25 protein-coding genes and 1 pseudogene are annotated in these 19922 nt (G+C 70.7%); 14 read left to right on the forward strand and 12 right to left on the reverse strand.

Annotation, left to right across the window (positions count from 1 at the left end; all coding sequences use genetic code 11):
• Nucleotides 1-128 precede the first annotated feature (128 nt).
• The 6 genes and pseudogenes from GCG21_RS14640 to GCG21_RS14665 form a co-directional block, all read left to right on the forward strand.
• Nucleotides 129-641, forward strand: a pseudogene (locus tag GCG21_RS14640) (transposase); the annotation flags it as partial.
• Between the two features lie 224 nt (nucleotides 642-865).
• Nucleotides 866-1117: a type II toxin-antitoxin system Phd/YefM family antitoxin gene (locus GCG21_RS14645; RefSeq protein ID WP_370517541.1), complete on the forward strand. Its 252-nt coding sequence runs from the start codon at nucleotides 866-868 to the stop codon at nucleotides 1115-1117.
• Between the two features lie 115 nt (nucleotides 1118-1232).
• Entirely contained in the window at nucleotides 1233-1856 is a 624-nt protein-coding gene (locus GCG21_RS14650) for a dihydrofolate reductase family protein (protein ID WP_152910419.1), read from the forward strand.
• A 127-nt stretch (nucleotides 1857-1983) separates the two neighbouring features.
• The gene (locus GCG21_RS14655; protein WP_152910420.1) at nucleotides 1984-2214 is read left to right on the forward strand and encodes a hypothetical protein; all 231 of its coding nucleotides are present in this window, start codon (nucleotides 1984-1986) and stop codon (nucleotides 2212-2214) included.
• Nucleotides 2211-2606, forward strand: a complete 396-nt coding sequence (locus GCG21_RS14660; protein WP_370517542.1) for a TA system VapC family ribonuclease toxin — start codon at nucleotides 2211-2213, stop codon at nucleotides 2604-2606. The genes GCG21_RS14655 and GCG21_RS14660 overlap by 4 nt, the downstream gene beginning before the upstream one ends.
• A gap of 115 nt (nucleotides 2607-2721) precedes the next feature.
• A complete protein-coding gene (locus GCG21_RS14665) occupies nucleotides 2722-3141 on the forward strand; it encodes a hypothetical protein (RefSeq protein WP_152910421.1) in 420 nt (139 codons plus the stop codon).
• On the opposite strand, the gene GCG21_RS14670 is transcribed toward GCG21_RS14665, so the two are convergent.
• On the reverse strand, nucleotides 3098-3454 hold the full coding sequence (locus GCG21_RS14670) for a PadR family transcriptional regulator (protein WP_152910422.1): 357 nt from the start codon (nucleotides 3452-3454) through the stop codon (nucleotides 3098-3100). The genes GCG21_RS14665 and GCG21_RS14670 overlap by 44 nt on opposite strands.
• Nucleotides 3455-3595: 141 nt before the next feature.
• Here GCG21_RS14670 and GCG21_RS14675 point away from each other — a divergent pair, with 141 nt between their 5' ends.
• Nucleotides 3596-4354 carry a fructosamine kinase family protein gene (locus GCG21_RS14675; protein WP_370517543.1) on the forward strand — a complete coding sequence of 253 codons (759 nt, stop codon included), beginning with the start codon at nucleotides 3596-3598 and terminating at the stop codon, nucleotides 4352-4354.
• 193 nt (nucleotides 4355-4547) lie between these two features.
• The gene (locus GCG21_RS14680) at nucleotides 4548-4859 is read left to right on the forward strand and encodes a hypothetical protein (RefSeq protein WP_152910424.1); all 312 of its coding nucleotides are present in this window, start codon (nucleotides 4548-4550) and stop codon (nucleotides 4857-4859) included.
• A 73-nt stretch (nucleotides 4860-4932) separates the two neighbouring features.
• Here GCG21_RS14680 and GCG21_RS14685 read toward each other — a convergent pair whose 3' ends face one another.
• On the reverse strand, nucleotides 4933-5763 hold the full coding sequence (locus tag GCG21_RS14685) for an SDR family oxidoreductase (RefSeq protein ID WP_152910425.1): 831 nt from the start codon (nucleotides 5761-5763) through the stop codon (nucleotides 4933-4935).
• 118 nt (nucleotides 5764-5881) lie between these two features.
• On the opposite strand from GCG21_RS14685, the gene GCG21_RS14690 reads away from it, so the two are divergent.
• A complete protein-coding gene (locus GCG21_RS14690; protein WP_152910426.1) occupies nucleotides 5882-7027 on the forward strand; it encodes an alginate lyase family protein in 1146 nt (381 codons plus the stop codon).
• Nucleotides 7028-7127: 100 nt separating this feature from the next.
• Nucleotides 7128-7787 (forward strand): VOC family protein, encoded by a 660-nt coding sequence (locus GCG21_RS14695; RefSeq protein ID WP_152910427.1) that lies wholly within the window; start codon nucleotides 7128-7130, stop codon nucleotides 7785-7787.
• A 141-nt stretch (nucleotides 7788-7928) separates the two neighbouring features.
• Here GCG21_RS14695 and GCG21_RS14700 read toward each other — a convergent pair whose 3' ends face one another.
• The 4 genes from GCG21_RS14700 to GCG21_RS14715 all read right to left on the reverse strand — a co-directional run bounded on the left by GCG21_RS14700 (nucleotide 7929) and on the right by GCG21_RS14715 (nucleotide 11324).
• Nucleotides 7929-8426 (reverse strand): hypothetical protein, encoded by a 498-nt coding sequence (locus GCG21_RS14700; protein WP_152910428.1) that lies wholly within the window; start codon nucleotides 8424-8426, stop codon nucleotides 7929-7931.
• Between the two features lie 158 nt (nucleotides 8427-8584).
• The gene (locus GCG21_RS14705; protein ID WP_152910429.1) at nucleotides 8585-9412 is read right to left on the reverse strand and encodes a DUF2568 domain-containing protein; all 828 of its coding nucleotides are present in this window, start codon (nucleotides 9410-9412) and stop codon (nucleotides 8585-8587) included.
• A complete protein-coding gene (locus GCG21_RS14710; RefSeq protein WP_152910430.1) occupies nucleotides 9409-10593 on the reverse strand; it encodes an alpha/beta hydrolase in 1185 nt (394 codons plus the stop codon). The genes GCG21_RS14705 and GCG21_RS14710 overlap by 4 nt, the downstream gene beginning before the upstream one ends.
• Nucleotides 10594-10682: 89 nt before the next feature.
• Entirely contained in the window at nucleotides 10683-11324 is a 642-nt protein-coding gene (locus GCG21_RS14715; protein WP_152910431.1) for a hypothetical protein, read from the reverse strand.
• 401 nt (nucleotides 11325-11725) lie between these two features.
• On the opposite strand from GCG21_RS14715, the gene GCG21_RS14720 reads away from it, so the two are divergent.
• Nucleotides 11726-11980: a WhiB family transcriptional regulator gene (locus GCG21_RS14720; protein WP_152910432.1), complete on the forward strand. Its 255-nt coding sequence runs from the start codon at nucleotides 11726-11728 to the stop codon at nucleotides 11978-11980.
• A gap of 26 nt (nucleotides 11981-12006) precedes the next feature.
• Here the strand turns inward: GCG21_RS14720 and GCG21_RS14725 are convergent, their stop codons facing one another.
• Nucleotides 12007-12573: a TetR/AcrR family transcriptional regulator gene (locus GCG21_RS14725; protein ID WP_194165119.1), complete on the reverse strand. Its 567-nt coding sequence runs from the start codon at nucleotides 12571-12573 to the stop codon at nucleotides 12007-12009.
• A gap of 177 nt (nucleotides 12574-12750) precedes the next feature.
• On the opposite strand from GCG21_RS14725, the gene GCG21_RS14730 reads away from it, so the two are divergent.
• Nucleotides 12751-15615, forward strand: coding sequence for an AAA family ATPase (locus GCG21_RS14730; protein ID WP_194165120.1), 2865 nt, complete (start codon nucleotides 12751-12753; stop codon nucleotides 15613-15615).
• Nucleotides 15616-15721: 106 nt separating this feature from the next.
• Here GCG21_RS14730 and GCG21_RS14735 read toward each other — a convergent pair whose 3' ends face one another.
• Nucleotides 15722-16081 (reverse strand): DoxX family protein, encoded by a 360-nt coding sequence (locus GCG21_RS14735; RefSeq protein ID WP_152910435.1) that lies wholly within the window; start codon nucleotides 16079-16081, stop codon nucleotides 15722-15724.
• A 42-nt stretch (nucleotides 16082-16123) separates the two neighbouring features.
• Here GCG21_RS14735 and GCG21_RS14740 point away from each other — a divergent pair, with 42 nt between their 5' ends.
• Entirely contained in the window at nucleotides 16124-16699 is a 576-nt protein-coding gene (locus GCG21_RS14740) for a TetR/AcrR family transcriptional regulator (RefSeq protein ID WP_194165121.1), read from the forward strand.
• A gap of 13 nt (nucleotides 16700-16712) precedes the next feature.
• Here the strand turns inward: GCG21_RS14740 and GCG21_RS14745 are convergent, their stop codons facing one another.
• From GCG21_RS14745 to GCG21_RS14755, 3 genes are all read right to left on the reverse strand, one after another.
• Nucleotides 16713-17357 (reverse strand): dihydrofolate reductase family protein, encoded by a 645-nt coding sequence (locus GCG21_RS14745; RefSeq protein WP_152910437.1) that lies wholly within the window; start codon nucleotides 17355-17357, stop codon nucleotides 16713-16715.
• A 91-nt stretch (nucleotides 17358-17448) separates the two neighbouring features.
• Nucleotides 17449-18090, reverse strand: coding sequence for an NAD(P)-dependent oxidoreductase (locus GCG21_RS14750; protein ID WP_152910438.1), 642 nt, complete (start codon nucleotides 18088-18090; stop codon nucleotides 17449-17451).
• A complete protein-coding gene (locus tag GCG21_RS14755; protein ID WP_152910439.1) occupies nucleotides 18087-18596 on the reverse strand; it encodes an SgcJ/EcaC family oxidoreductase in 510 nt (169 codons plus the stop codon). Before GCG21_RS14755 ends, GCG21_RS14750 begins: the two co-directional genes overlap by 4 nt.
• A 125-nt stretch (nucleotides 18597-18721) precedes the next feature.
• On the opposite strand from GCG21_RS14755, the gene GCG21_RS17375 reads away from it, so the two are divergent.
• Nucleotides 18722-19477 carry a TetR/AcrR family transcriptional regulator gene (locus GCG21_RS17375; RefSeq protein ID WP_152910440.1) on the forward strand — a complete coding sequence of 252 codons (756 nt, stop codon included), beginning with the start codon at nucleotides 18722-18724 and terminating at the stop codon, nucleotides 19475-19477.
• On the opposite strand, the gene GCG21_RS14765 is transcribed toward GCG21_RS17375, so the two are convergent.
• Nucleotides 19458-19742, reverse strand: coding sequence for a response regulator transcription factor (locus GCG21_RS14765; protein WP_152910441.1), 285 nt, complete (start codon nucleotides 19740-19742; stop codon nucleotides 19458-19460). The genes GCG21_RS17375 and GCG21_RS14765 overlap by 20 nt on opposite strands.
• Nucleotides 19743-19922 lie beyond the last annotated feature (180 nt).

Raw genomic sequence — 19922 nt, forward strand, 5'->3', positions numbered from 1 at the left:
GCCCCTGACCCCGGGCCCAGGCCCGAGCAACGCCGACCGTCACCGACGCCGGCGAGCAACAACCAACACCCGAGGGTGGGGCCAAATCAGAACATCACAGTGGGGCCAAATGAGGTTGACACACTCAGATGCGCGAGGTCTTCGGCATCCACGGCATCCCCCACGTCGTCCACGCCGACCGCGGCACCTCGATGACCTCGAAATCGGTCGCTGTACTGCTGGAAGACCTGCAAGTCACCCGTTCACACTCACGCCCGCGGGTCTCCAACGACAACCCGTACTCGGAATCACTGTTCAAGACCGCCAAGTACAGCCCCACGTTCCCCGAACGGTTCGGATCCCTGGACGATGGCCGAGCCTGGATGGCCGAGTTCACCGAGTGGTACAACCACGAACACCACCATTCCGGGATCGGGCTCCACACCCCCGCAGACGTCCACTACGGCCACGGCGATCAGATCGCGACCGACCGTCAGGCCACCCTCGCCGCCGCGCGCGCTGCCCACCCCCAACGCTTCTCGACCAACCACGCCCCGAAGATCCTCGACCTACCCACAGCGGCCTGGATCAACCAGCCCGACGATGAACACGACCAATCGACCAAGGAGGACTCGAACCCGGCCTACGAACAGGCCGCATAACAGGGCACTGGCCTCGTACACCTTGACAACTTCCGGACTCGGGATCGCGACGAGTTCGTGATCACCTGGTTCGGCGAGCCGCACGAGCTGGTCGCTGCGGCGCTCGACGAAGACGAGGACTGATGCTGGGGCGTTGCCTGGGTGGGTGGGCCTGAGGTCGCTCCTCGGGGTGGTGGAGCGAACGGCTCTTACATACGCTCCTGGGTACGTAGAGGAGGTGCAGGGTGCGCACGATGTCGTACTCGGAGTCCTGGGCCAGGTACGCGGAGACTCTCGACGCTGTGATCGACGACCGCGTGGAGGTCGTCATCACCCGAGCGGGTCGTGAACCGGTCGTCATGGTGGCGCTCGACGAATACAAGTCCCTCAAGGAGACCGTCTACCTGCTTCGTAGCCCCGCCAATGCTCGTCGGCTGCTCGAGTCGATCGACGGGTTGGAGAAGGGGCGCGGCACCGAGCACGACCCGGTCGAATGAAGCTTCTCCGGGGTGACCTGGGGCGCTACGCCTCTTCCGTCCGGGCGCCGCACGTGGCAGTCTCGACCTCCTCCCGTCGCCGCCGTGACGGCGGGAGGCACGGTTGGAGCACGCCATGGGACTCATCCACATCGACCTGTTCACCACGCTCGACGGCGTCGCACAGGCGCCCGGCGGCCCGGAGGAGGACCCCGAGGGCGGGTTCGCATTCGGGGGCTGGCAGGCGCCGCTGTTCGACGATCTCGTCGGCGAGCAGATCGACGCCGGCATGGAGGGCATGGACGCACTGCTGCTCGGACGCCGCACCTACGACATCTTCGCGGGCTATTGGCCGGGCGAGCGGGGCCCGATGGCCGAGCGGCTCAACCGTCTTCCCAAGTACGTGGCCTCACGCAGCACCCGCGACCTCCGCTGGAACAACTCCACCCAGCTCGGTCCGGACCTCGCCGCCGCCGTGCGGGAACTGCGGATCCGGCATGAGCACGTCCACGTGATCGGCAGCCTCGACCTCGTTCAAACGCTGTTCGCGGAGCGGTTCTTCGACAGGCTCACGCTGTGGGTGTATCCGATCCTCCTCGGCGGCGGCAAGAAGGTCTTCGCCGGCGGCGCCGTGCCCACGAGCCTCGAGCTCCTCGAGCCGGTCGTCGCCTCCCCGAAGGGCGCGATCATGCAGCGCTACGCGCTCCGCGAGGGCACCCCGGAGGTCGGCGACATGGCCGAACTCGACCAGGAGGAATAGCCCCTCCCGCCGCATCGAGCCCGTCGAGCCGAGCGCGTCCCACGCCGGGCAGGGCGATGGCTCCGGACATTCATCCAGATGGACTGAAGCCTTCGTGAGGCGTGGTTGATGCAGATACGATGCAGGCATGCGAACCACCGTTGATCTTCCTCCTGCCGTTCGTCGGCGGGCAGAGGAATTGGCGGCTGCACGCGGGCAGTCGCTCTCGGCCACCGTTGCCGAGTTGACCATTCGCGGCTTGGGTCAACTTGACGAACCCATCACGATCGAGGTCGATGAACGCTCCGGATTCCCGGTGATGGAGTTCGGGCGAACGATCACGCCTGCGGATGTGGCCGCGGCACTGGACGACGAGTGACCACGTTCCTGCTGGACGCGAACGTACTGATCTCGCTCACCGCGCGTGAACATGTACACCATGAGCGGGCCACGCGGTGGGCCATGGGCGTCGACTCGTTTGCGGTGTGCCCGATCGTCGAGAGTGCATTGATCCGGTTCGCACTACGCCTCGGGGCCACGGCGGCCGAGGCCCTCGAGAGCCTTCGCCTCATTCGAGAGCGGCCGGGTTACGAGTTCTGGCCGGACACACTCTCCTATTCCCGGGTCCAGCTCGACCGCGTGCGCGGACATCGCCACGTCACCGACGCCTACCTGGCTTCGGTGGCGGCGTCCCGGCCGAACGCACTGTTGGCCACCATGGACGAGGCGCTTGCGAGGTCCATGCCCAAAGCGACGCTGCTCCTGCCGTGAGGCGCATCCGCGATCGCTGATATCGCAGGTGCGGACGTGGCAGACATCTTGGTGCGGGGCGCCGCGCCCTCATGGTGGTGTGGACTTGCGTTCCCGCGTCGCCTACCGGGGATCCTTGATCCTGTCTGCCGCGATCACGAGCATCGCCACGAAGCAGCCGACCAATCCCAATGCGCCGACGACGATCGCGGCAACCGGGTGGACTCCCCAAGAGGATCTCCTCGTGACGGATCTGCCCGAACATGCCGTCAATCAGGATGGACCCGAACAGGAATCCGAGGAGCCAGCTCGCGACGTACCACGGCCATCGGCGAGCGGGCCGCTGCTCGTCGCGGAAGCTGGCGGCATACTCGCTCGCGGGGCCGAAGGCCGCCACCGGGTCCTCTCCGCTCTCGGCGAGGTGGCTCTCGACCTGCGCGATCGCATCCCCGATCACCTCTCCGGGGACATCGCGCAGCCGCAGCGCGAAGGTCAACTCCTGGGTGTACTTCTCAACCGTGGTCATGTTCAGCTCCGTTCCCTTGCACCCGCATGATCGACGACGCTCGCTCCGTGAACGTGTGCCACCGCGCGCGCTGCTCCTCGAGTCGATCACGCCCCGCCCCGGTGATCCGGTAGTACTTCCGGCCGGGGCCGCCATCACCCTGACGCCACTGCGAACTCAGGGCTCGCTCTCGTTCGAGACGGTTCAAGACCGGGTAGAGCGTTCCACCCTTGATCGTTCCCATCCCCGCATCGGCCAGCTGCGCAGCGATGAGGTACCCATAGGTCTCGCCCTCGGAGACCACCGCCAGGGCCATCGTCTCCAGCACGCCGCGAAGCCAGTCGCTCGGCCACTCCTCATCCATATCTAGATGCTCACATCCACTAGGTCGCGAGTCAACCTAGTGGGGTGGCGTATGCCCGGCTGCGCCATTCACTCACGTGTGATCCCGCAGCCCAGGGCCGGACTGGCACAACGCGTGGGCGCTCGCGCGTACGGTAGGCGGGTGAGCGACGTCGTCAAGGAGAACCCCGACGCGCCCGCGGGCGCGTTCGAGGCGGAGGCGGCGGGCCTGCGCTGGCTCGCCGCAGCCGGTGCGCGCGTGGCCGAGGTCCGCGACGTGTCGGCGAGGCGGATCGTGCTCGAGCGCATCGAGCCGGCCGCGCCGACCGCCCGGGCCGCCCGCGACTTCGGCCGGTCGCTGGCGACCACCCACGGCGCCGGCGCCCGGGCGTTCGGCGCCAGGCCCGACGGCTGGGACGGGCCGCTGTTCATCGGCCGCCTCGAGCAGCCGGCCGCCGCCGAGACGAGTTGGGGAGCCTTCTACGCCCGCGACCGTGTGGCCTGCTTCCTCGAGCGCGCGGTCGCGAACGGCAACCTGGATCGCGCCGGGGCGGAGGTGGTGCGCGAGGCGTGCGAGCTCGTGGCCTCCGGCGCGTTCGACGACGACGAGCCGCCCGCCCGCATCCACGGCGATCTGTGGAATGGGAACCTGCTCTTCTCCCCGGAGGGCGCCGTGCTCATCGACCCGGCCGCCCACGGCGGGCACCGCGAGACCGACCTCGCGATGCTCGACCTGTTCGGGGCGCCCCATCTGAACGAGATCGTGCGCGGATACGAATCGGTGCATCCGCTGCGTGACGGGTGGCGAGAACGCATCCCGCTGCACCAACTGCACCCGCTCGCCGTGCACGCCGTCGGCCACGGGCCCGCATACGGACGCCTGCTCGTCGACGCGGCCCGCGCCACCTGCGCCCTGGCGTGACGGCCTGAAGGTCGGCAGACGCCGTCGATCGTCTTGTGTCTTACGGTTGACTCCGAATCGTCATACATGGCAGGCTGCAGCATGATGGTTGTCGGACTCGGGCTCGACGACGTGAATGAGCGCACCCGGCGCCACCGGGTGATTCGCTCCTCGAAGGGCGTGTGCGGCCGATTGCCGCGTGGGAGGTCGGGACGTGAGCGGATACGACGAGCGGGCCGGTCGAGCGCTGGCCGAAGGTGAATTCGACCGCCTGCCGGGCGAACCTCTCGAGGCTCCCGAGGTGGGCGACGTCTCGGCCGTCATCTCGGTGCGGCTACGCGGTGATGAGATCGACGCGCTGGAACGGGCGGCGGCCGCGGCGGGTGTTCCGCTGAGTACGTTCATCCGGCAGGCGGCCCTGAGCGTCGCGAGCCCCCTCGACATGCGAGCGGTCAGCGCACAGGCCGAGACCTTCGAGATCGAGGCCCGCCGACTGCTGGCGCTGCTGCGCGGCAAGGCGTCCTGACCGGCCGCGTCCGAGCACCGTTCGAGCGGCGGGCGACCTCCGGCGTCGGACCGGTCGGGAGGCCGGCCCGACCTCAGGGCCCGCTGCGCCCGCCCCCATGCCCCACGAAGTGGTCCATCGTGTGGTTGACCCCGAGGAAGTCCATCGCCCGGTCGAACATGGGGCTCGGCAGCAGCCGCAGCGCCGGCAGGAAGCGCACGAGCCGCGGCAGGATGAGCACCTCCCGGCCGTGCTCGACCGAGTCGATCACGGAGCGGGCCACGTCGGGTTCGTGCAGGATCGGCAGCAGGTGCGGGAACCGCGTGGTCACGCCACCGAACATCCCGGTATCGATGTAGTACGGGCACACCAGCAGCGTGCGCACCGAGCAGCGCGGCCGCCCCCGCAGCTCCGCCCGCAGCGACTCGGTGAACCCGATCACGGCATGCTTGCTCGCCGAATAGTCGGTCTGCCGGGCGACGCCGGTGAGCCCGGCCGCGCTCGCGATGTTCACGACCGCGCCGCGATCGCGCTCGAGCATCCCCGGCAGCAGCGCGCGCGTCGTCCAGTACGCGCCGAGCACGTTGACGGCGAACGTGCGCCTGATCTGCTCGCTCGAGTTCGCGAGCAGCTCGCCGCCGCTGACGATCCCCGCATTATTGACGACGACGTCCACCTCGCCCGCGCGTTCGGTCGCCGCGACGACCGCGGCCTCGTCGGTGACGTCGACCCGATCGGCCCGGCACCGGCCCCCGAATTCGCCGATCCGCTCGGCAGCCCGCTCGGCGACGTCGAGGTCGGCGTCCCAGAGAACGACGTCCGCGCCCCGGCGCGCGGCCTCCCACGCCATCCGGCGTCCTAGGCCGCGCCCGCCGCCGGTGACCACGACGGTGGCACCGCGCATCTGCACCGGACGATGTCTCATCCGGCCCGCTCCACCGCGGCGGTCGGCCTCATCCACCCATCTTGCGCCATCGTCCGATCCGCGCGCAACTGCTACCCTGCAAGCGCTTTCCGTCCCGATTCGATACAGAGGAGTATTCGTGAAACGACGTACAGTGCTACGGCTCGGACTCGCCGGAGCCGCCGCGACGATCGTCCCGATCGAGGCCGCCGGCGCCGCGAACGCGACCACCGGTGCGAGCCGGCAGCTGACCGTGTGGCTCACCGACCTGGAACTCGAGACGATCGCGCATTTCGTCGAGTGGGGGATGGCTCCCCGGGCGCAGGCCTACGACGACCTCGTGGTGGGCAGCCGGACCGCCGACATCGCCCGGGCCGCCGACACCACGCCGGTCGAGCCGCTGTTCTACGTCGGCCCGTTCTACGAGACCCCGGAGGAGCTGCGCGAACTCTCGCTGCGGTTCCGCGCCGACGCCCATGCGGCATACCGCCTGGCGCTCGGCTACTACGTGACCGGGGGTCGCGAACTCGCCGCCGCCGCCCGGAGCCTCATCCTGCGCTGGTACGCCATCGAGACCCTCTCTCCGAAGGACGACACCCCGCTCGTGTGGGCCAACCAGTTCCCGGAGTTCGTGTGGGCGGCCGACATCCTCCGCCGGCACAGCGACGTGTGGCACAGCGCCGACGAGACGCTCTTCCGTGACCTCGTCACCCGAGGGCTCGCCCTCGACCCGTCGCACCGCACGAACAACTGGGGCAGCTGGGGAGTCGTGCTGCGGCTGACCAGCGCGGCCTACCTCGGCGACCGCCCCCTCTTCGATTCCGGAATCACCCGCTGGCGGGAGCTGCTCGAGAGCCAGTTCGATCACCGCGGTTGGCAGCCGGCGGAGATCGGCCGCAACAACGACACCGGCAATCGCGGCATCTGCTACTCCCACTTCAACCTGCACCCGCTCACCCTCGCCGCGCAGATCGCCCAGAACAACCGGGTCTTCCTCTTCCCGGAGAAGAACTCCGCCGGCGCGGGGCTGGGGGAGGGCTTCGAGACCGTCATGCGCTGGGCCGCCGATCCCGAGCAGTTCTCGCGCGATACGGGCTATTGGCCCGAGGAGTACGAGTGCACCCGACTCAACGGGGCGGCGCCGTCGTACAACTACGGCTACGGCGAGATTCTCGACCTGTACTTCCCCAACCGCGACTTCCGGCGCTGGGCGCGGGCGGACCGCCCGTTGAGCTTCAACTGGACGGGCAGCATGCTCACGGTCACGCACGGACAGGCCTTCTAGCGGCCGGTCCCCGTCCCCGCGGGCGGCGACGGTGACGCGGACACACGCCATCGTCCAGGTGGCGGATGTCTCCGGTCGTGGTCGGTGGCATCGTCGGACGATGCGAAACCCAGCCGACGACCTGCTGACCCACGACGAACTACCGCCCGGATACGGGACCCTCAACCCGTTCGTCGCGGTCCGCGGCCCGGGCGGGGCGCCCGGATTCATCCGCTTCACCTGCGATGTCCTCGGTGCGCGCGAGACCCGCGCGGCCCGCGCCGTCGACGCCGATGAGTTGCTCATCCACGCGGAGGTGCGCCTCGGGGCCTCGACGCTCATGCTGTGCGACGCCAAGCCGCAGTGGCGGTTCACTCCCGCGCTGCTGCAGGTGTACGTGCGCGACGCGGGCGCGCTGCTCGATCGGGCCGTGGAGCACGGCGCCCGCGTGATCACCGACGTGAGCGACTTCCACGGCGGCCAGCGATTGGCCCGGTTCCTCGATCCCTGGCACAACGTGTGGTGGCTCTTCGAGTATGGGCCAGCCAGCGTGGCTCCGAGCGAGGCGCCCGACGTCGTGCCCACCTGGCGGCCCGACCCGTCGGCGCCGCCGAGCTACGCACACCGCACGATCGACGCGGCGTTGACGCGGCTCGGGCCGGCCCGATCAGCGGCGGCGTTCGGAGGCGATGACGAGCGCGCGGGCGGCGACCTCTTCTGCAATGAAGCGGTGGCGTGGCAGGAGTCGACCGCACGAACAGCGCATCCACGTCCCGAGTGAGGCGGGCGCGGTCGTAGGCGAGGGCCATCGCCGCGCCCCCGACTACGAACAACTGCGCGAACACTCCGGCCGCGGCGAGTCGGTCGGACAGCTCGTGGAACAGGGCGCGGACCCCTTCCGCGTCGAGCTGCACGGCCTGGGTCATGCCCGTGACAACGAGCGGGAAGTGATGAGTATCCCACGTCGGCGAAATGCCGCGGGGCTCTCCTGATCGGCCTCGGCGCGGAAGATCGCCGGAACCGCCGGGTACCACGCACTGGTGTGCCGTGAAGCGTCGAGCGCCCACAGTGGTGTCGTCCAGCCATCACGCTCGGCCAGGTATTCGGCGAGCGCCGCGAACGCGGCATCGACCTCGGCAGAGCCGATAGGGACAGGCTGGTCGTCAAAGACTCCAGCAGCGAGGTCGGGGCCACCGCGTCGCAGGACGGAGGTGTAGTCGTCCAAAGTCTGGAGGATGCCGAACCGCCAGCACGCATCGAGGGTCTCGCCGTCGACGAGGAGCTTGCGGCAGGCCTCGGCGTTCTGTGCCGCCGTGTGACGCACGCCCACGCTCGGGGTCGGGGTCGGGGTCGGCTCGGGAGTCGTGCGGGCAGCATCCAGCAGCTTGCCAACCGACAGGACTTCACCTTGGAACACCATGACTACGTCTCCTCGCTCATCTCTATTCTCTCAGCCCTGTCCACGGGAGTCGTGCAACAGCGCGACCGCAGTGCCACCAGCCGCGCGTCGGCCCTTCGCGTCCTGGGTCGTGACCGTGGAGGTCGCGCCGGAACCGAAATCAGGGTCGAGCGGCCCGATCAGCGGCGGCGTTCGGAGGCGATGACGAGCGGGAGTGACCCCGCCCAGAAGGCGATCGCCCAGGGTGACAGGCCGGTGGCGGCGAGGAGCCCGGCCGCGGCCGTGAACAGTGTGAGCTTCACGGCCAACGCACCGGTGCGGCCGAGCCGGTGTCGGGCCCGCGGCGGCAACCACCGTCCCCAGACGAGTCCCGCCCCGATCGGCAGGGCGAACGCGAGCAACACGCCGGCGACCGGCCCGTCGACCGAGCGTGCGCCGCCGACCGCGTACGCGGCCAGGAGCAGCACTTCGTCCAGGAAGACCGCGACGTCGAGCGGTGACGGCCCGCCCTGTCCTGGTCCGCCCTGCGACGGACCGTCCGGTCGCGGGGGAGTGTCGGCGGGAGCGGGCTCTGGCGCTGAGGGACGACGCCCGGCCGGGTTCGGCTCGGGCGTCTCACCGTCGAGTCGGATCGCCAGGCCGACGGCGGGTCCCCCGTGGCGTCGAGGCCGTCCGAGCGCGAGGGTGAGTGCGAAGACGTCGAACTTGCGGCCGTACTTGCGGCGCAGGGCGCGCGTAGCCTCCCCTCGCAGCTGGGCGGGAAGGATCCCCGCTCGGCCCCGGCGCCACTCGCTCAGGGGGGTGCCGTCGAACTGGCAGGGAGCCAGCTCGATCTGGGGATTGTGCTCGATCCGGCGAACCTTCCACGAGCGGGCGGGGGTGTAGCCGAACCACCCGGACCCCACCGGCGCCAGCCAGATCGGCGTGATGGCGGCGGACCCGTCGGCCCGGAAGGTCTTGAGCGCGTAGAACTGATCAGCGCCGGGATCGGCGCGGAATCGGATCATCGCGGCCTCCTGTCGTGTGCACGCACCGTCGCCCCCACAGCCGCCGGCCCCCCGCTGGTGCCTGGACGAGAGCGGTGGTGGGTCCGGGCGAGTGTGGTGTCGGTGGCGAGGGTCAGCTCGAGGAAGCGGACGATCGTATCGCTCACGGCGGTGAATCGTAGGGAGTGGAACAGGTCGAAGGAGTGTTGGGCGCCCGGCAACTCGGCGTAGGTGACCGGCCGGCGGGAGACCGCCCGGAGCCGCTGGGCGAAGGCGCGGGCGTCCTCGCGCAGCACGAGCGTGTCGAGCGTGCCGTGGATGATCAGGAAGGGTGGGGCGTCGGGCGTGATGGCCTCGTGTGGGGACGCGGGTCCGGTGCCGGCTCCGCCCACGCCGCCGTAGTAGCCGTAGATGCCGATCACGCCGAGGACCTCCTCCCCGGACAGTGCGGCCGTCGAGGCCAGGTGCGCGCCGGAGGAGCCCCCCGCCAGGACGATCGCGTTCGGGTCGCCACCGTAGGCGCCGATATGGGCGCGGATCCAGGCGAGCGCGGCTCGGGTGTCGCCGAGCTGATCGGCATAGTCCACCCCGATGAGGCGATGGTCGAGGCTCACGCATACCCATCCGCGGGCGGCGAGGCGGTAGATGAGCGGCCGGGCCCCGATCATCTTGTTGCCGATGCGGAAGCCGCCCCCGTGGATGTAGACGAGCACCGGAGCGCTGCTCGGCCGGCGGCGACGTGAGAGGTAGACGTCCAGGCGGTTCCCGCGACGGGCCGGACCGTAGCGGCGATTGCGCACGCGACGCACGTCCGGGCGCCAGGAGATGAACGGCACGAGCAGCACGCGCCACCACACCGGTCGGGTGGCGCGCGGCCGCCCGGGCTCGCCGTAGGTGGCGAGGAGGGCCGCGGTCAGCGCCGGCCGCGCTGACCGGGTGCGAACGGCGAGCCACGCGAGTGCCGCGGCGTCCGCGGTCGTGAGCGCGGCGACCAGCCACCACAGCAGCCCGGAGGGTGCGGCGGTGAGCAGCTCCCAGGTTCCGGTCGCGAGCCACAGCCCGCCGAGGAACGGCTGCTCATTGATCAGGTACCCGAACGCGAACTGCAGGTTGAACGGCGAGCTGTGCCGGGGTCTCGGGGGGCGAATTGCCATGGCCGTGAACAGGGCCAGGACGAGTGACGTCTGGATCGCGCTGCCCATGCTTCTCCTCTCCGGTCGCGCCGCCACACGGCGGAACCTTGACCACTACGATCGTCGTATGCGACGGTAGGTTCGTCGTCACCGCGACGTCAAGGAGTTATCGCGTTCCCGCGACGAACGGGCCCGGCGTTCCAGATGCTGCCCGCCGCGTGGCCGACGAGAAGCTTCGTGTAGTAGATCGGGGCGAACCAGGGCGCACTGGCGGAAGGACCGAGGCTGCGATCGAGGGCGAGACCCGCGAGGCTCGCGCCGAGCGCGAGCGGGAGGCGGCGCCGTCGGGGTGAGAACGCAACGAGGGTGCTCGCGCCGAGCATGAACGTGAAGTGAGCAAGCGTCCACGTCAGCGCTGAGCCGGCCGAACGGCTCCGGGTGGCGGTATCGACGCCGGCGATGGTCGCCGCGTGGGCTATGTGCAGGGCGGCGAATGCGGCATGTGAACCGGGTCCCTGGCCGGGGCGTTCATACCAGCGAACGCACGCGCGGGTGTTGTTGACCCACGCGCCGCCCCACAGGTCCACGGCCGCGAGGCGGAGCGCCACGCGGTGACGCGGCGTGGCATCGTCGCCGAGCGCGCGGTCCCCGGCGACGGCGGCCGCCGCGACGGCCGTTACCGTTCCCCACCGCTCCACGCGAGTCTGTCCCGGGCCCACGAAGGAGTCCCATGCCCCCGCCAGTCCCGTCCGCGACGCCGGCGCTGCCGGTGCGCCCTCGTCGTGCGTACTCGATCGCATCGGATCCGCTCCATCTCCTCATCGGACCGTACGCCTCGCGCCGGCCTCACCGTCATCCTTCCGCCCGCCAGCCCGGCGAACATCGGCCACATGGCGGGTTCGACCGCGCGAGCGACCGCCTCGGCGGCCGGCGGAACGACCAGGCCTCACGGGCCGGAGCCGTCCCCGACGAATCAGCCATCTGGCCGACGACTCGCGGCCGGGCGGGGGGCAGGCTGGAGCCATCTGGGAGGAGGAGTCGTGCATCCAGAACTTCGGATGATGATCACCAGGGTCCGTGCCGACGAGCGCGCGCCGCGTGCGTCCATGGACCGGCCTCCCGCCGGGAGGGTCGATAGACACCTCGGCGCCGTCGCGCCCTCGCGGCGGGGTTCGCGCGCGGATCGGCGGGCGAGGGCGGCATGAACGCCGAGACCTGGGCGGCGCTTCCGTGCCGCGACCACGCCGAGGACCTGTGGTTCTCGCAGGATCCCGAGGTGATCGAGCGGGCCAAGGCGCTCTGCCTCGAGTGTCCGTTGCGGGCGTACTGCCTGATCGGGGCGGTGGAACGTCACGAGCCGTGGGGCGTCTGGGGTGGGCAGCTCTTCGAGGACGGCCGTATCGTGGCGCGCAAGCGGCCGCGCGGCCGCCCTCGGAAGGTCGACGCACTCACCTGAGCCGTCTCGGATGGCGGCGGCGGGTTTCAGGCGCGCGCGGCCGCGACTCCGGCCAGCCACGCTCCGAGCACCGCGCCGGCGTCGGCGGGCCGTCCGCGTGCGCCGTGGCCGATGAGGCGGTCGAAGAACAGGCCGTTCATGATCGCGATGAGGTCGATGGCCCGCTCCCGAGGCTCCGGCACGCCGAGGCCCTCGAGCAGCCGCTCCGCCTGGTCGAGGATGGTGCGGCGGATCGGGGAGTCCGTGGTCAGGAGTGCATGCAGTTCGGGATCGTCGAGGCAGTCGATCGACAGCGCCATGCGCGCGCGGGTGTCGACCCCGCGCGCGACCACCTCGTCGAAGGCCGCCACCAGTTGCGCCGTCGCCTCGCCCACAGTGCGCGGCGTCGGGGCGCCGGGCGGCACGAGATGGGCGATCGAGGCGACGCGACCGGCGACCATGAGCACGAGGTCGCGGCGGGTCCGGGCGTAGTTCGACGTCGTGCCGATCGGCAGGCCGAGCCGCCGGTCGATCCGCCGGTGGGTCAACGCGTGGCCGCCGCCCTCGGCGACCAGCTCCATCGCCGCCTGCGCGATATCCTCTCGCCTGCTCACTCGCCTCGACTCCTCTGCTTCCCGCCCGCCGCACCTGTCCACTACGATCATAGTGATGATTCGGTCGGACGGGGACACCCCCGGGTGCGCGACGGGGTGGCGCGAGCTGAGGTGTCCCCGGATTCGCGGCGGTGGCCCACTGTGGATCTCGATCACCACCGGCGTAGCCTCGTGACCATGGCCGCGTCGAGCCCGCCGCCCACGCTGCGCGGCCGCGGGGCGGAGATGAACCACCTCGGCCGGGCGCTCGAACGAGTGCTCACCGGGCAGTCGGTCCGCGTGCTCATCGAGGGCGAGGGGGGCATCGGAAAGTCCCGGCTACTCGCCGAGACGCTCACGCTGGCTCGGGCCCAGGGTTTCGAGGTCGTCACCGCCAAGGGCGACGAGGTGCAGCAGACCCGGCCCTTCGGCGTGATCGCCGACGCCCTCGGCTGCGTTCGCACCGCGACGGACACCCGTCGGCGCGACATCGCCGAACTGCTCACGACACACGAACACACCGAACGCGGCACCATCACGGTGAGCAGCGATCCGGGCCTGCAGTTCCGGGCCGTCGACGCGTTGAGCGATCTGGTCGAGGCCCTCGCCGTGGCTGGGCCGCTCGTGGTCGGCCTGGACGACCTGCACTGGGCGGATCCCTCGAGCCTGCTCACACTGGCCGCGATCGAGCGGGCCATCGAGGGGCTGCCCGTCCTGCTCATCGCCTGCTATCGCCCGTTCCCGCGGTCGAGGTCCCTCACCGAGGTGGTCGCGCGCCTCGGTGCCGCGGGCGCGGTCCGCCTGCGCCCCGGCCCGCTCGACGAATCGGACGTCGCGGGACTCGTCGCGGAGGTCGTCGGCGCCGATCCCGGCGGCGGTCTCGTGGCGCAGGCATCGGCGGCGGCGGGCAACCCGCTCTTCCTCATCGAGCTGCTCGATTCGATCATGCGCGAGGGTGGTCTCCACCGCAGCGACGGACGTGCCGACATCGGGGACCGGTCCCTTCCGGCGTCGCTGCGGCTGACGATCCTGCGCCGGCTGAGCGCGCTGCCGGAGGCGGCATTGCGGGCCCTACGGGCCGGCTCCCTCCTCGGGTCGAGCTTCTCCCCGGACGAACTCGCCGCCGTCGTCGGCGGCGGCCTCGCCGACCTCGCCCCGGCCCTGGAGACGGCACTGGACTCCGGGGTACTCGAAGAGGACGGCGATCACCTGCACTTCCGCCACGATCTGATCCGCGAGGCGGTCTACGCGGACATCCCGGCGAGCCTGCGACACGGGCTGCACCGCGACGCGGCGACCCGGCTGGCGGCGACCGGAGCGCCGGCCGCCCGGGTGGCCGAGCAGTTCACGCGGGGGGCCTTCCCGGGTGATCCGGAGGCGATCGACTGGCTGATCCGCGCGGCCCGAGGTGCGGCCTCGAGTGCGCCCGAGACGGCCGCCGCCCACCTCGCGCGCGCGGCCGAGTTGATGACGCCGGGCGACGGCCGGCTCGATCTGCTCCTGAGCGAGCGTGCCGATGCGCTCATGCTGGCGGGGAGCGTCGTCGAGGCCGTCACGTCCTGCCGATCGCTGCTCCGACGCCCCCATGACGCGCGCGCCGAGGACGCAGTGCGGCTCCGGCTCGGTGCCGCACTGCTCGTCAACGGCCGCCCGGGCGAGGCCCTGCGGGAGCTGGACGTCGTGGTCGGATCCGCGGACGCGAGCGCCGCCCAGCGAGCGAGTGCGTTGAGCGAGTCGGCGACGGCGCGCATGTGGCTGGCGGACTTCGATGGTGCGGACGACGCCGCCCGGCGCGCGTACGAGCTGGCCGAGGCGGCCGGGAGTCGCCGATTCGCGGCTGCGGCGCAGGCGACCAGGTCGGTGGTCGCGTGCATGCGCGGCCACATGGCCGGCGCGATGGAGCTGAACGACCAGGCGCTCGATCTGGCCGAGCGCAGCTACCGCCGCGACGGCCACGGCTATCCGGTCTACGCGACCCGCGGCTGGATCCTCGTCGAGCTGGATCAGCCCCAGCGCGCCCACCGGGTCCTCGATGAGGGCCGCTCCCTGAGCGAGGAGCTGGGCGTTCGCTGGCCCCTGGTCACCTACCAGTCGTACCTGGCCGTCGTCCGGTTCGCCGCGGGGGAGTGGGACGACGCCGCGGCCGAGCTGGAGGCGGGGATCGGCCTGGCCGAGGAGTCCGGAGTGACGTATGCACTCAAGCCCAGCTACAGCGCACTCGCCCTCATACGGCTGCACCGTGGTGATCTCGCCGGCGCTCGCAGCGCGGTGGACGCGGCCGAGACGATCGGCGACCGGGGGTCGAGGCTGTTCGACCACCGGGTCAGGTGGGCCCGCGCGCTCCTGCGGGAGGCGGAGGGCGACCCCGCGGGCGCGTACCGGATGCTCGCCGAGGGGTGGCGCGGGTGCCGCGCGGCGGGAATGGCGGTCGACTACGCCGTCATCGGCCCCGATCTCGTGCGTCTCGCCCGCGCCGCCGGGGACCTCGAGTCGGCCGAGGAGGTGACGCGGGTCGTGACCGCCGTCGCCACGGCGAACGACGTCGCCTCGATCAGCGGCGCCGCGCTCCGCTGCCGCGCGCTGCTGCGTGACGACGCCGACGCCGCGAACGGGGCGATCGATGCCTACGTCGGCGGGGCTCGTCGTCTCGAAGCCGCACTCGCCCGCGAGGAGGCCGCCGGGCTGGCCGCCGCGCAGGGCAGGCGCGACGACGCCCGAGCCCTGCTCCGGGAGGCGGCCGCCGTCTTCGAGGGGCTCGGGGCCACGAGGTGCGTCGTCCGGGTCGATGCGGCGCTGCGGCGGCTCGGGGTGCGGCGCGGGAGCCGCGGTCCGCGCCGGCGGCCCGACCGGGGTTGGGCAAGCCTGACCGAGACCGAGTCCCGGATCGCCGACCTCGTGGCCGAGGGGCTGACGAACCCGCAGATCGCGGGGCGGCTCTACGTCTCGCGGCGGACCGTGCAGACCCACGTCTCGCACGTCTTCACCAAGCTCGGCATCAGCTCGCGGGCCCAGCTCGCCACCCAGGTGACCCAGCACCGCAACGATGCGCTCGCGGGCATGTGAGGGCATCGTTCGGCCGGCGCGGTGGCGGCCCGTCCGGTCACCACTGCGATCGTAGTAGCGTACCGCTACGTCCGTAGTGAACACAGGGGCGGTTCTCTGGCTTTCGTCAGAGTGCAAAGCACCAGATCAGCACTCCGGCGCAGATCGCGAGCATCGTCGACGCGTTCAGGAACAGGTTTCGGCCGAAGTCTCGCGCGCGGACGTGCATGGCGATGGCGCCGATGAAGTAGGCCACCAGGCAAGCGCTCGTGAGGAGGCCGAGCCCTTCTATCCAGATTCCGGCCACGAGCCCACCGGTGGCGGCGAACTTGATGACCGGCATGATCCACCACAGGCGGCGTGGCCAGCCCACGTCGCGGAAGCAGTCGGCGATGAACTGGACGGGCTTCAAACAGAGTAAGCCGTCGAACAAACAGATGAGAGCGAGGGCGGCGACCGGCCAAACCGGGTCGGGTAGGAGAGTCATGCAGAAACCATACCATACCGTATGGTGTGGTATGGTTTCTGCATGAGTGCACGGGAAGAGTGGATCATGGCAGGCCTCGCAGCGCTGCGCGCGAACGGGATCGACGCGGTACGCATCGATCCCCTCGCAGAGGCGCTCGGCAAGACGAAGGGCTCGTTCCATCACCACTTCGCCGGTGTTGAGAAGTATCACCGAGCTCTGCTCGAGCGGTTCGAAGCAGATGCTGTGGGCGAGGTGCATCGACTGATCGAAGCAGTGGCCGATCTCGACCTGTCTCAGGCGCTGGCTCGAATTGCAGTAAGCATCCGATACGACGCCCGTATCGAGTCGGCGGTTCGCGGATGGGCGGCGACGAATACCGCCGCTCGGGAAGCGATGGCTCGCGTAGATGCCGCGAGGCTCGACGCGCTCACCAACCTTTGGGGGTCGGAATTCGGCGATCCCAAGCAAGCGCGCATCGCCGCACTGGTGCCACATCTGGTGATCGTCGGAGCATCCGTCGCACAGCCGACACCGAGCCGGGAGGACATGGCCGCGGTGTTCGCAGTGCTCTCCTCCCTGGTGCCCCACGTCGGCGCGGGAATGCCCGCCGAGACGCGCGATTGCGACCCCGGATAGGGTGGGGCAGGGTTCAAGCGGGCTCGGCCCTGTTCCAGAGCTGGTGGTTGAGCCCGCTCGTCGAGGCGATCGTCTCGACGGTGAACTGCTCCTCGATTCCACCCAGGCCTTCCCAGAGCGAGACGCCGCCGCCGAGGAGGATCGGCACGATCGCCAGGTGCATGAAGTCGACCAGACCCGCCTGCAGGAACTGCCGAACTGTCGAGGGCCCGCCGCCGATGCGCACGTCGCGGACTCCCGCCGCTTCCTGAGCTCGCCGCAGGACCTCGAGCGGTGACCCGCCCACGAAGTCGAACGTCGTGCCGTTGTCGAAGGCGATCGGGGCACGGGGATGGTGGGTCATCACGAACACCGGCGTCTCGAACGGCGGCTCCTCTCCCCACCAGCCGCGCCAGCCGTCGTCCGGCCAGGGGCCCGTCTGGGGTCCGAACTTGCGGCGTCCCATGATCTCCGCGCCGATGCCCTGGGCCCACATGCTCGTGAGTGCCCGATCCAGCGTGATGGGGGCGGACGCCCGGTCGATGCCGTGGATCACGCGCCCGTCGAACCAGTCGAATAGGCCGTGTGCCGCACCGATCGGGGCATCGAGGCTGACGAAGTCGCCGGCTGCATATCCGTCGAGCGAGACGAGTAGGTTGTGGACGCGGGTGCGGCTCATGGGAACTCCTCGGGCGATGGTGCCGGGCACGTGACGAGACCGTAGGCTCACCCGGCGCCGACCCGCAACCAGTTTTTGCCCGCGGCCCGCCTCAGTCGGCCGCGGGGGCGGGTGACGGGCCGGCGTGGCGCTCGGCCCGCGTCGCTCCGGAGACGCCGATCGCCCGGTGCACCAGGCGATCGTCCTCGAGCGCGTCGAGAAGCGCGATCGCGTAGTCGGCGCGGCGAAGGCGCCAGTCGCCACCCGTGGCATCGAGCTGCGAGTCTTTGTGCAACTGCCCGGTCGCGGGCCCGTCGGAGAGCATCGTCGCGCGCACGATGGTCCAGTCCAGGCCGCTGCCCTCGAGCATGCCCTCCGCTCGGGCCAGGTCGGCGTACGCGGAGCGGAACCGCAGCCAGACCATGGCCAGTACGGGTCGGGGGCGGGTGGCGACCACCGAGCGGCTGCTCGTCATGACCAGCCTGCGCACGCCCGCCGGGGGCATCGAACTCAGCAGCGTCCGCACGATCGAACTCGCGCCGACCGCCATGACGACGGCGTCCTGCCCGGCGAGTGCGGGTGCGAGCGCCCGCGGATCGGCGGCATCCCCGGAATAGTGCGCCCGCACCCCGGGGGTGCCGCGCAGGTCGTGGGGTGGGCGGGCGAGGGTGGTGACGGCGTGGCCGCGTCGTGCGGCCTCCGCGATGACGTGGCGCCCGGTCCGGCCGGCGGCGCCGATGACGAGGATCTTCATGACGGGTCTCCCTTGCGGAGTGGGTCTGCGTTCGTGGCTTCGGTCGATCGTGCGGGCACGGCTCGGGCGGCGATCGTCTCGATGAGGGGGCGCCTCTTGGTGTTGACGAACGCGGCGAATCGCCAGCGATCGTCGCTGCGCACCGCCACCCAGGTCTGCAGTTTGCGGCCGTGCCTTCCCGCGTGCCGGCCCGTGCGCCGGCCGCGGACGATGGCGCCCCAGCTGGTCACGACGGCGACGTCGTCGTGGATGAACTGCACATCCTCGATCCGGCCGACCAGGCGTGATCCCCGCATCGGCCCGGCGAACAGGGGGCGGTGCTGCTCGACGATCTCGGCACGGCCCCGATATCGGGCACCGAACCACACGACGTAGCTCGCATCGCGGGTGAAGCCGGCGCCATAGGCATCGGCGTCCTCTCCCCAGGCGGCCATCACCCGGTCGAAGGCCTCGTGGACTGCGAGGTGGTCCTCCTCGAGGGCGGTGGCGTCGTGGTCTGTGTTCATGTCGGGCTCCCTGACGACTGGCGATCGTGGACACGATCAATGTTCGTCTGGTGTCCGGCCGACTGTCAAGAACAATGTTCGTGCTGTAGTACGTTGGTCGTGTCCGTGCGTGAGGAGGAGCCGAGGTGGATGAGGGTCCGGGTGCATCCGGAAGTGATGAGCGGGCGGTTCCGACGCCGCCGTGGCGCACGCCGCCGCGGGCCGGGAGGCGCCGGATCACGCGGGAGGAGATCATCGACGCGGCGCTCGTGGTGCTCGAGCGTGACGGGGCGGACGCCCTGACGACCCGTGCGGTGGCCCAGCAGATGCGGACGGGGCCGGCGTCGCTGTACGCCCACGTCGCGGGAAAGGGCGAGTTGCTGGAACTTGTCGTCGACCGCGTGATCGGAGAGATGCCCGAGCCGCCGCAGGCACGGCCGCCGGTGTGGGCCGACCAGCTGCGGCAGATGTGCCGGGACACGAGGGCGGCCCTGCTGGTTCACCCCGGGATCGCGGCGGTCGCGCTCGGCACGCCTCCCGGCGGTCCGCACGCGTTGCACCGCACCGAGTGCCTGCTGGCGGTGCTCCGCGCCGGTGGCCTCCCCGATCGCGTGGCCGCGCTCGCGCTCGACCTGTTCTCCCAGTATGTGGTCGCATCCGCGTTCGAGGCCGACCTGCGGCGCCGGGCGTCCGGAGCGGGATCCGAGTGGCCGGCCGAACTGGAGCGCTACTTCTCCTCGTTGTCTCGCGACCGCTTTCCCCACACCGTTCAGCTCGCCGCCCAACTCACCAGGCCCGCGGAGGACGAACGGTTCGAGTTCGGTCTCGACGTGCTGATCGCCGGGCTCCACTCGCTCACGGACGTCCCCGGGCTCGGGGATCTCACTCCTGGGCCGGGTTGATGAAGTCCGATTCGTAGGCGGCGATCACGGCCTGGGGCCGGTCGCGGGCACCGAGTTTCGCGAGGAGGTTACCCGCATGAGTCTTGATCGTCTCCGGGCTCACCATGAACTCGGCCGCGATCTCGGCGTTCGACAGGCCGCGTGCCATCTCCGCGCCGTCGTCCGCCTCGGCCACCACGGCCAGGTCCGGCGCGGCGCCGATGGTCATGCGCAGACCCGTGCGGACGAGTTCCTCGTCGTCGACCAGCGCCACTCGGATGGTCATGGCGAGGTCCGCAGCGGTAGCCGGACCCACATACCCCACGACTCGTCCTGCGGCCCGGTGCTCACCTGACCGCGGAGCACGGTGACGCGCTCCCAGACGCCGGCGAGGCCGGCGAACTGGAGGTTGATGTTGGGCCCGGCGAAGCCGAGCGACCAACCGGCGGCGCCGTGGGTGGCGGCC

The sequence above is a fragment of the Pseudactinotalea sp. HY160 genome (assembly GCF_009372055.1).
Classification (GTDB): domain Bacteria; phylum Actinomycetota; class Actinomycetes; order Actinomycetales; family Beutenbergiaceae; genus HY158.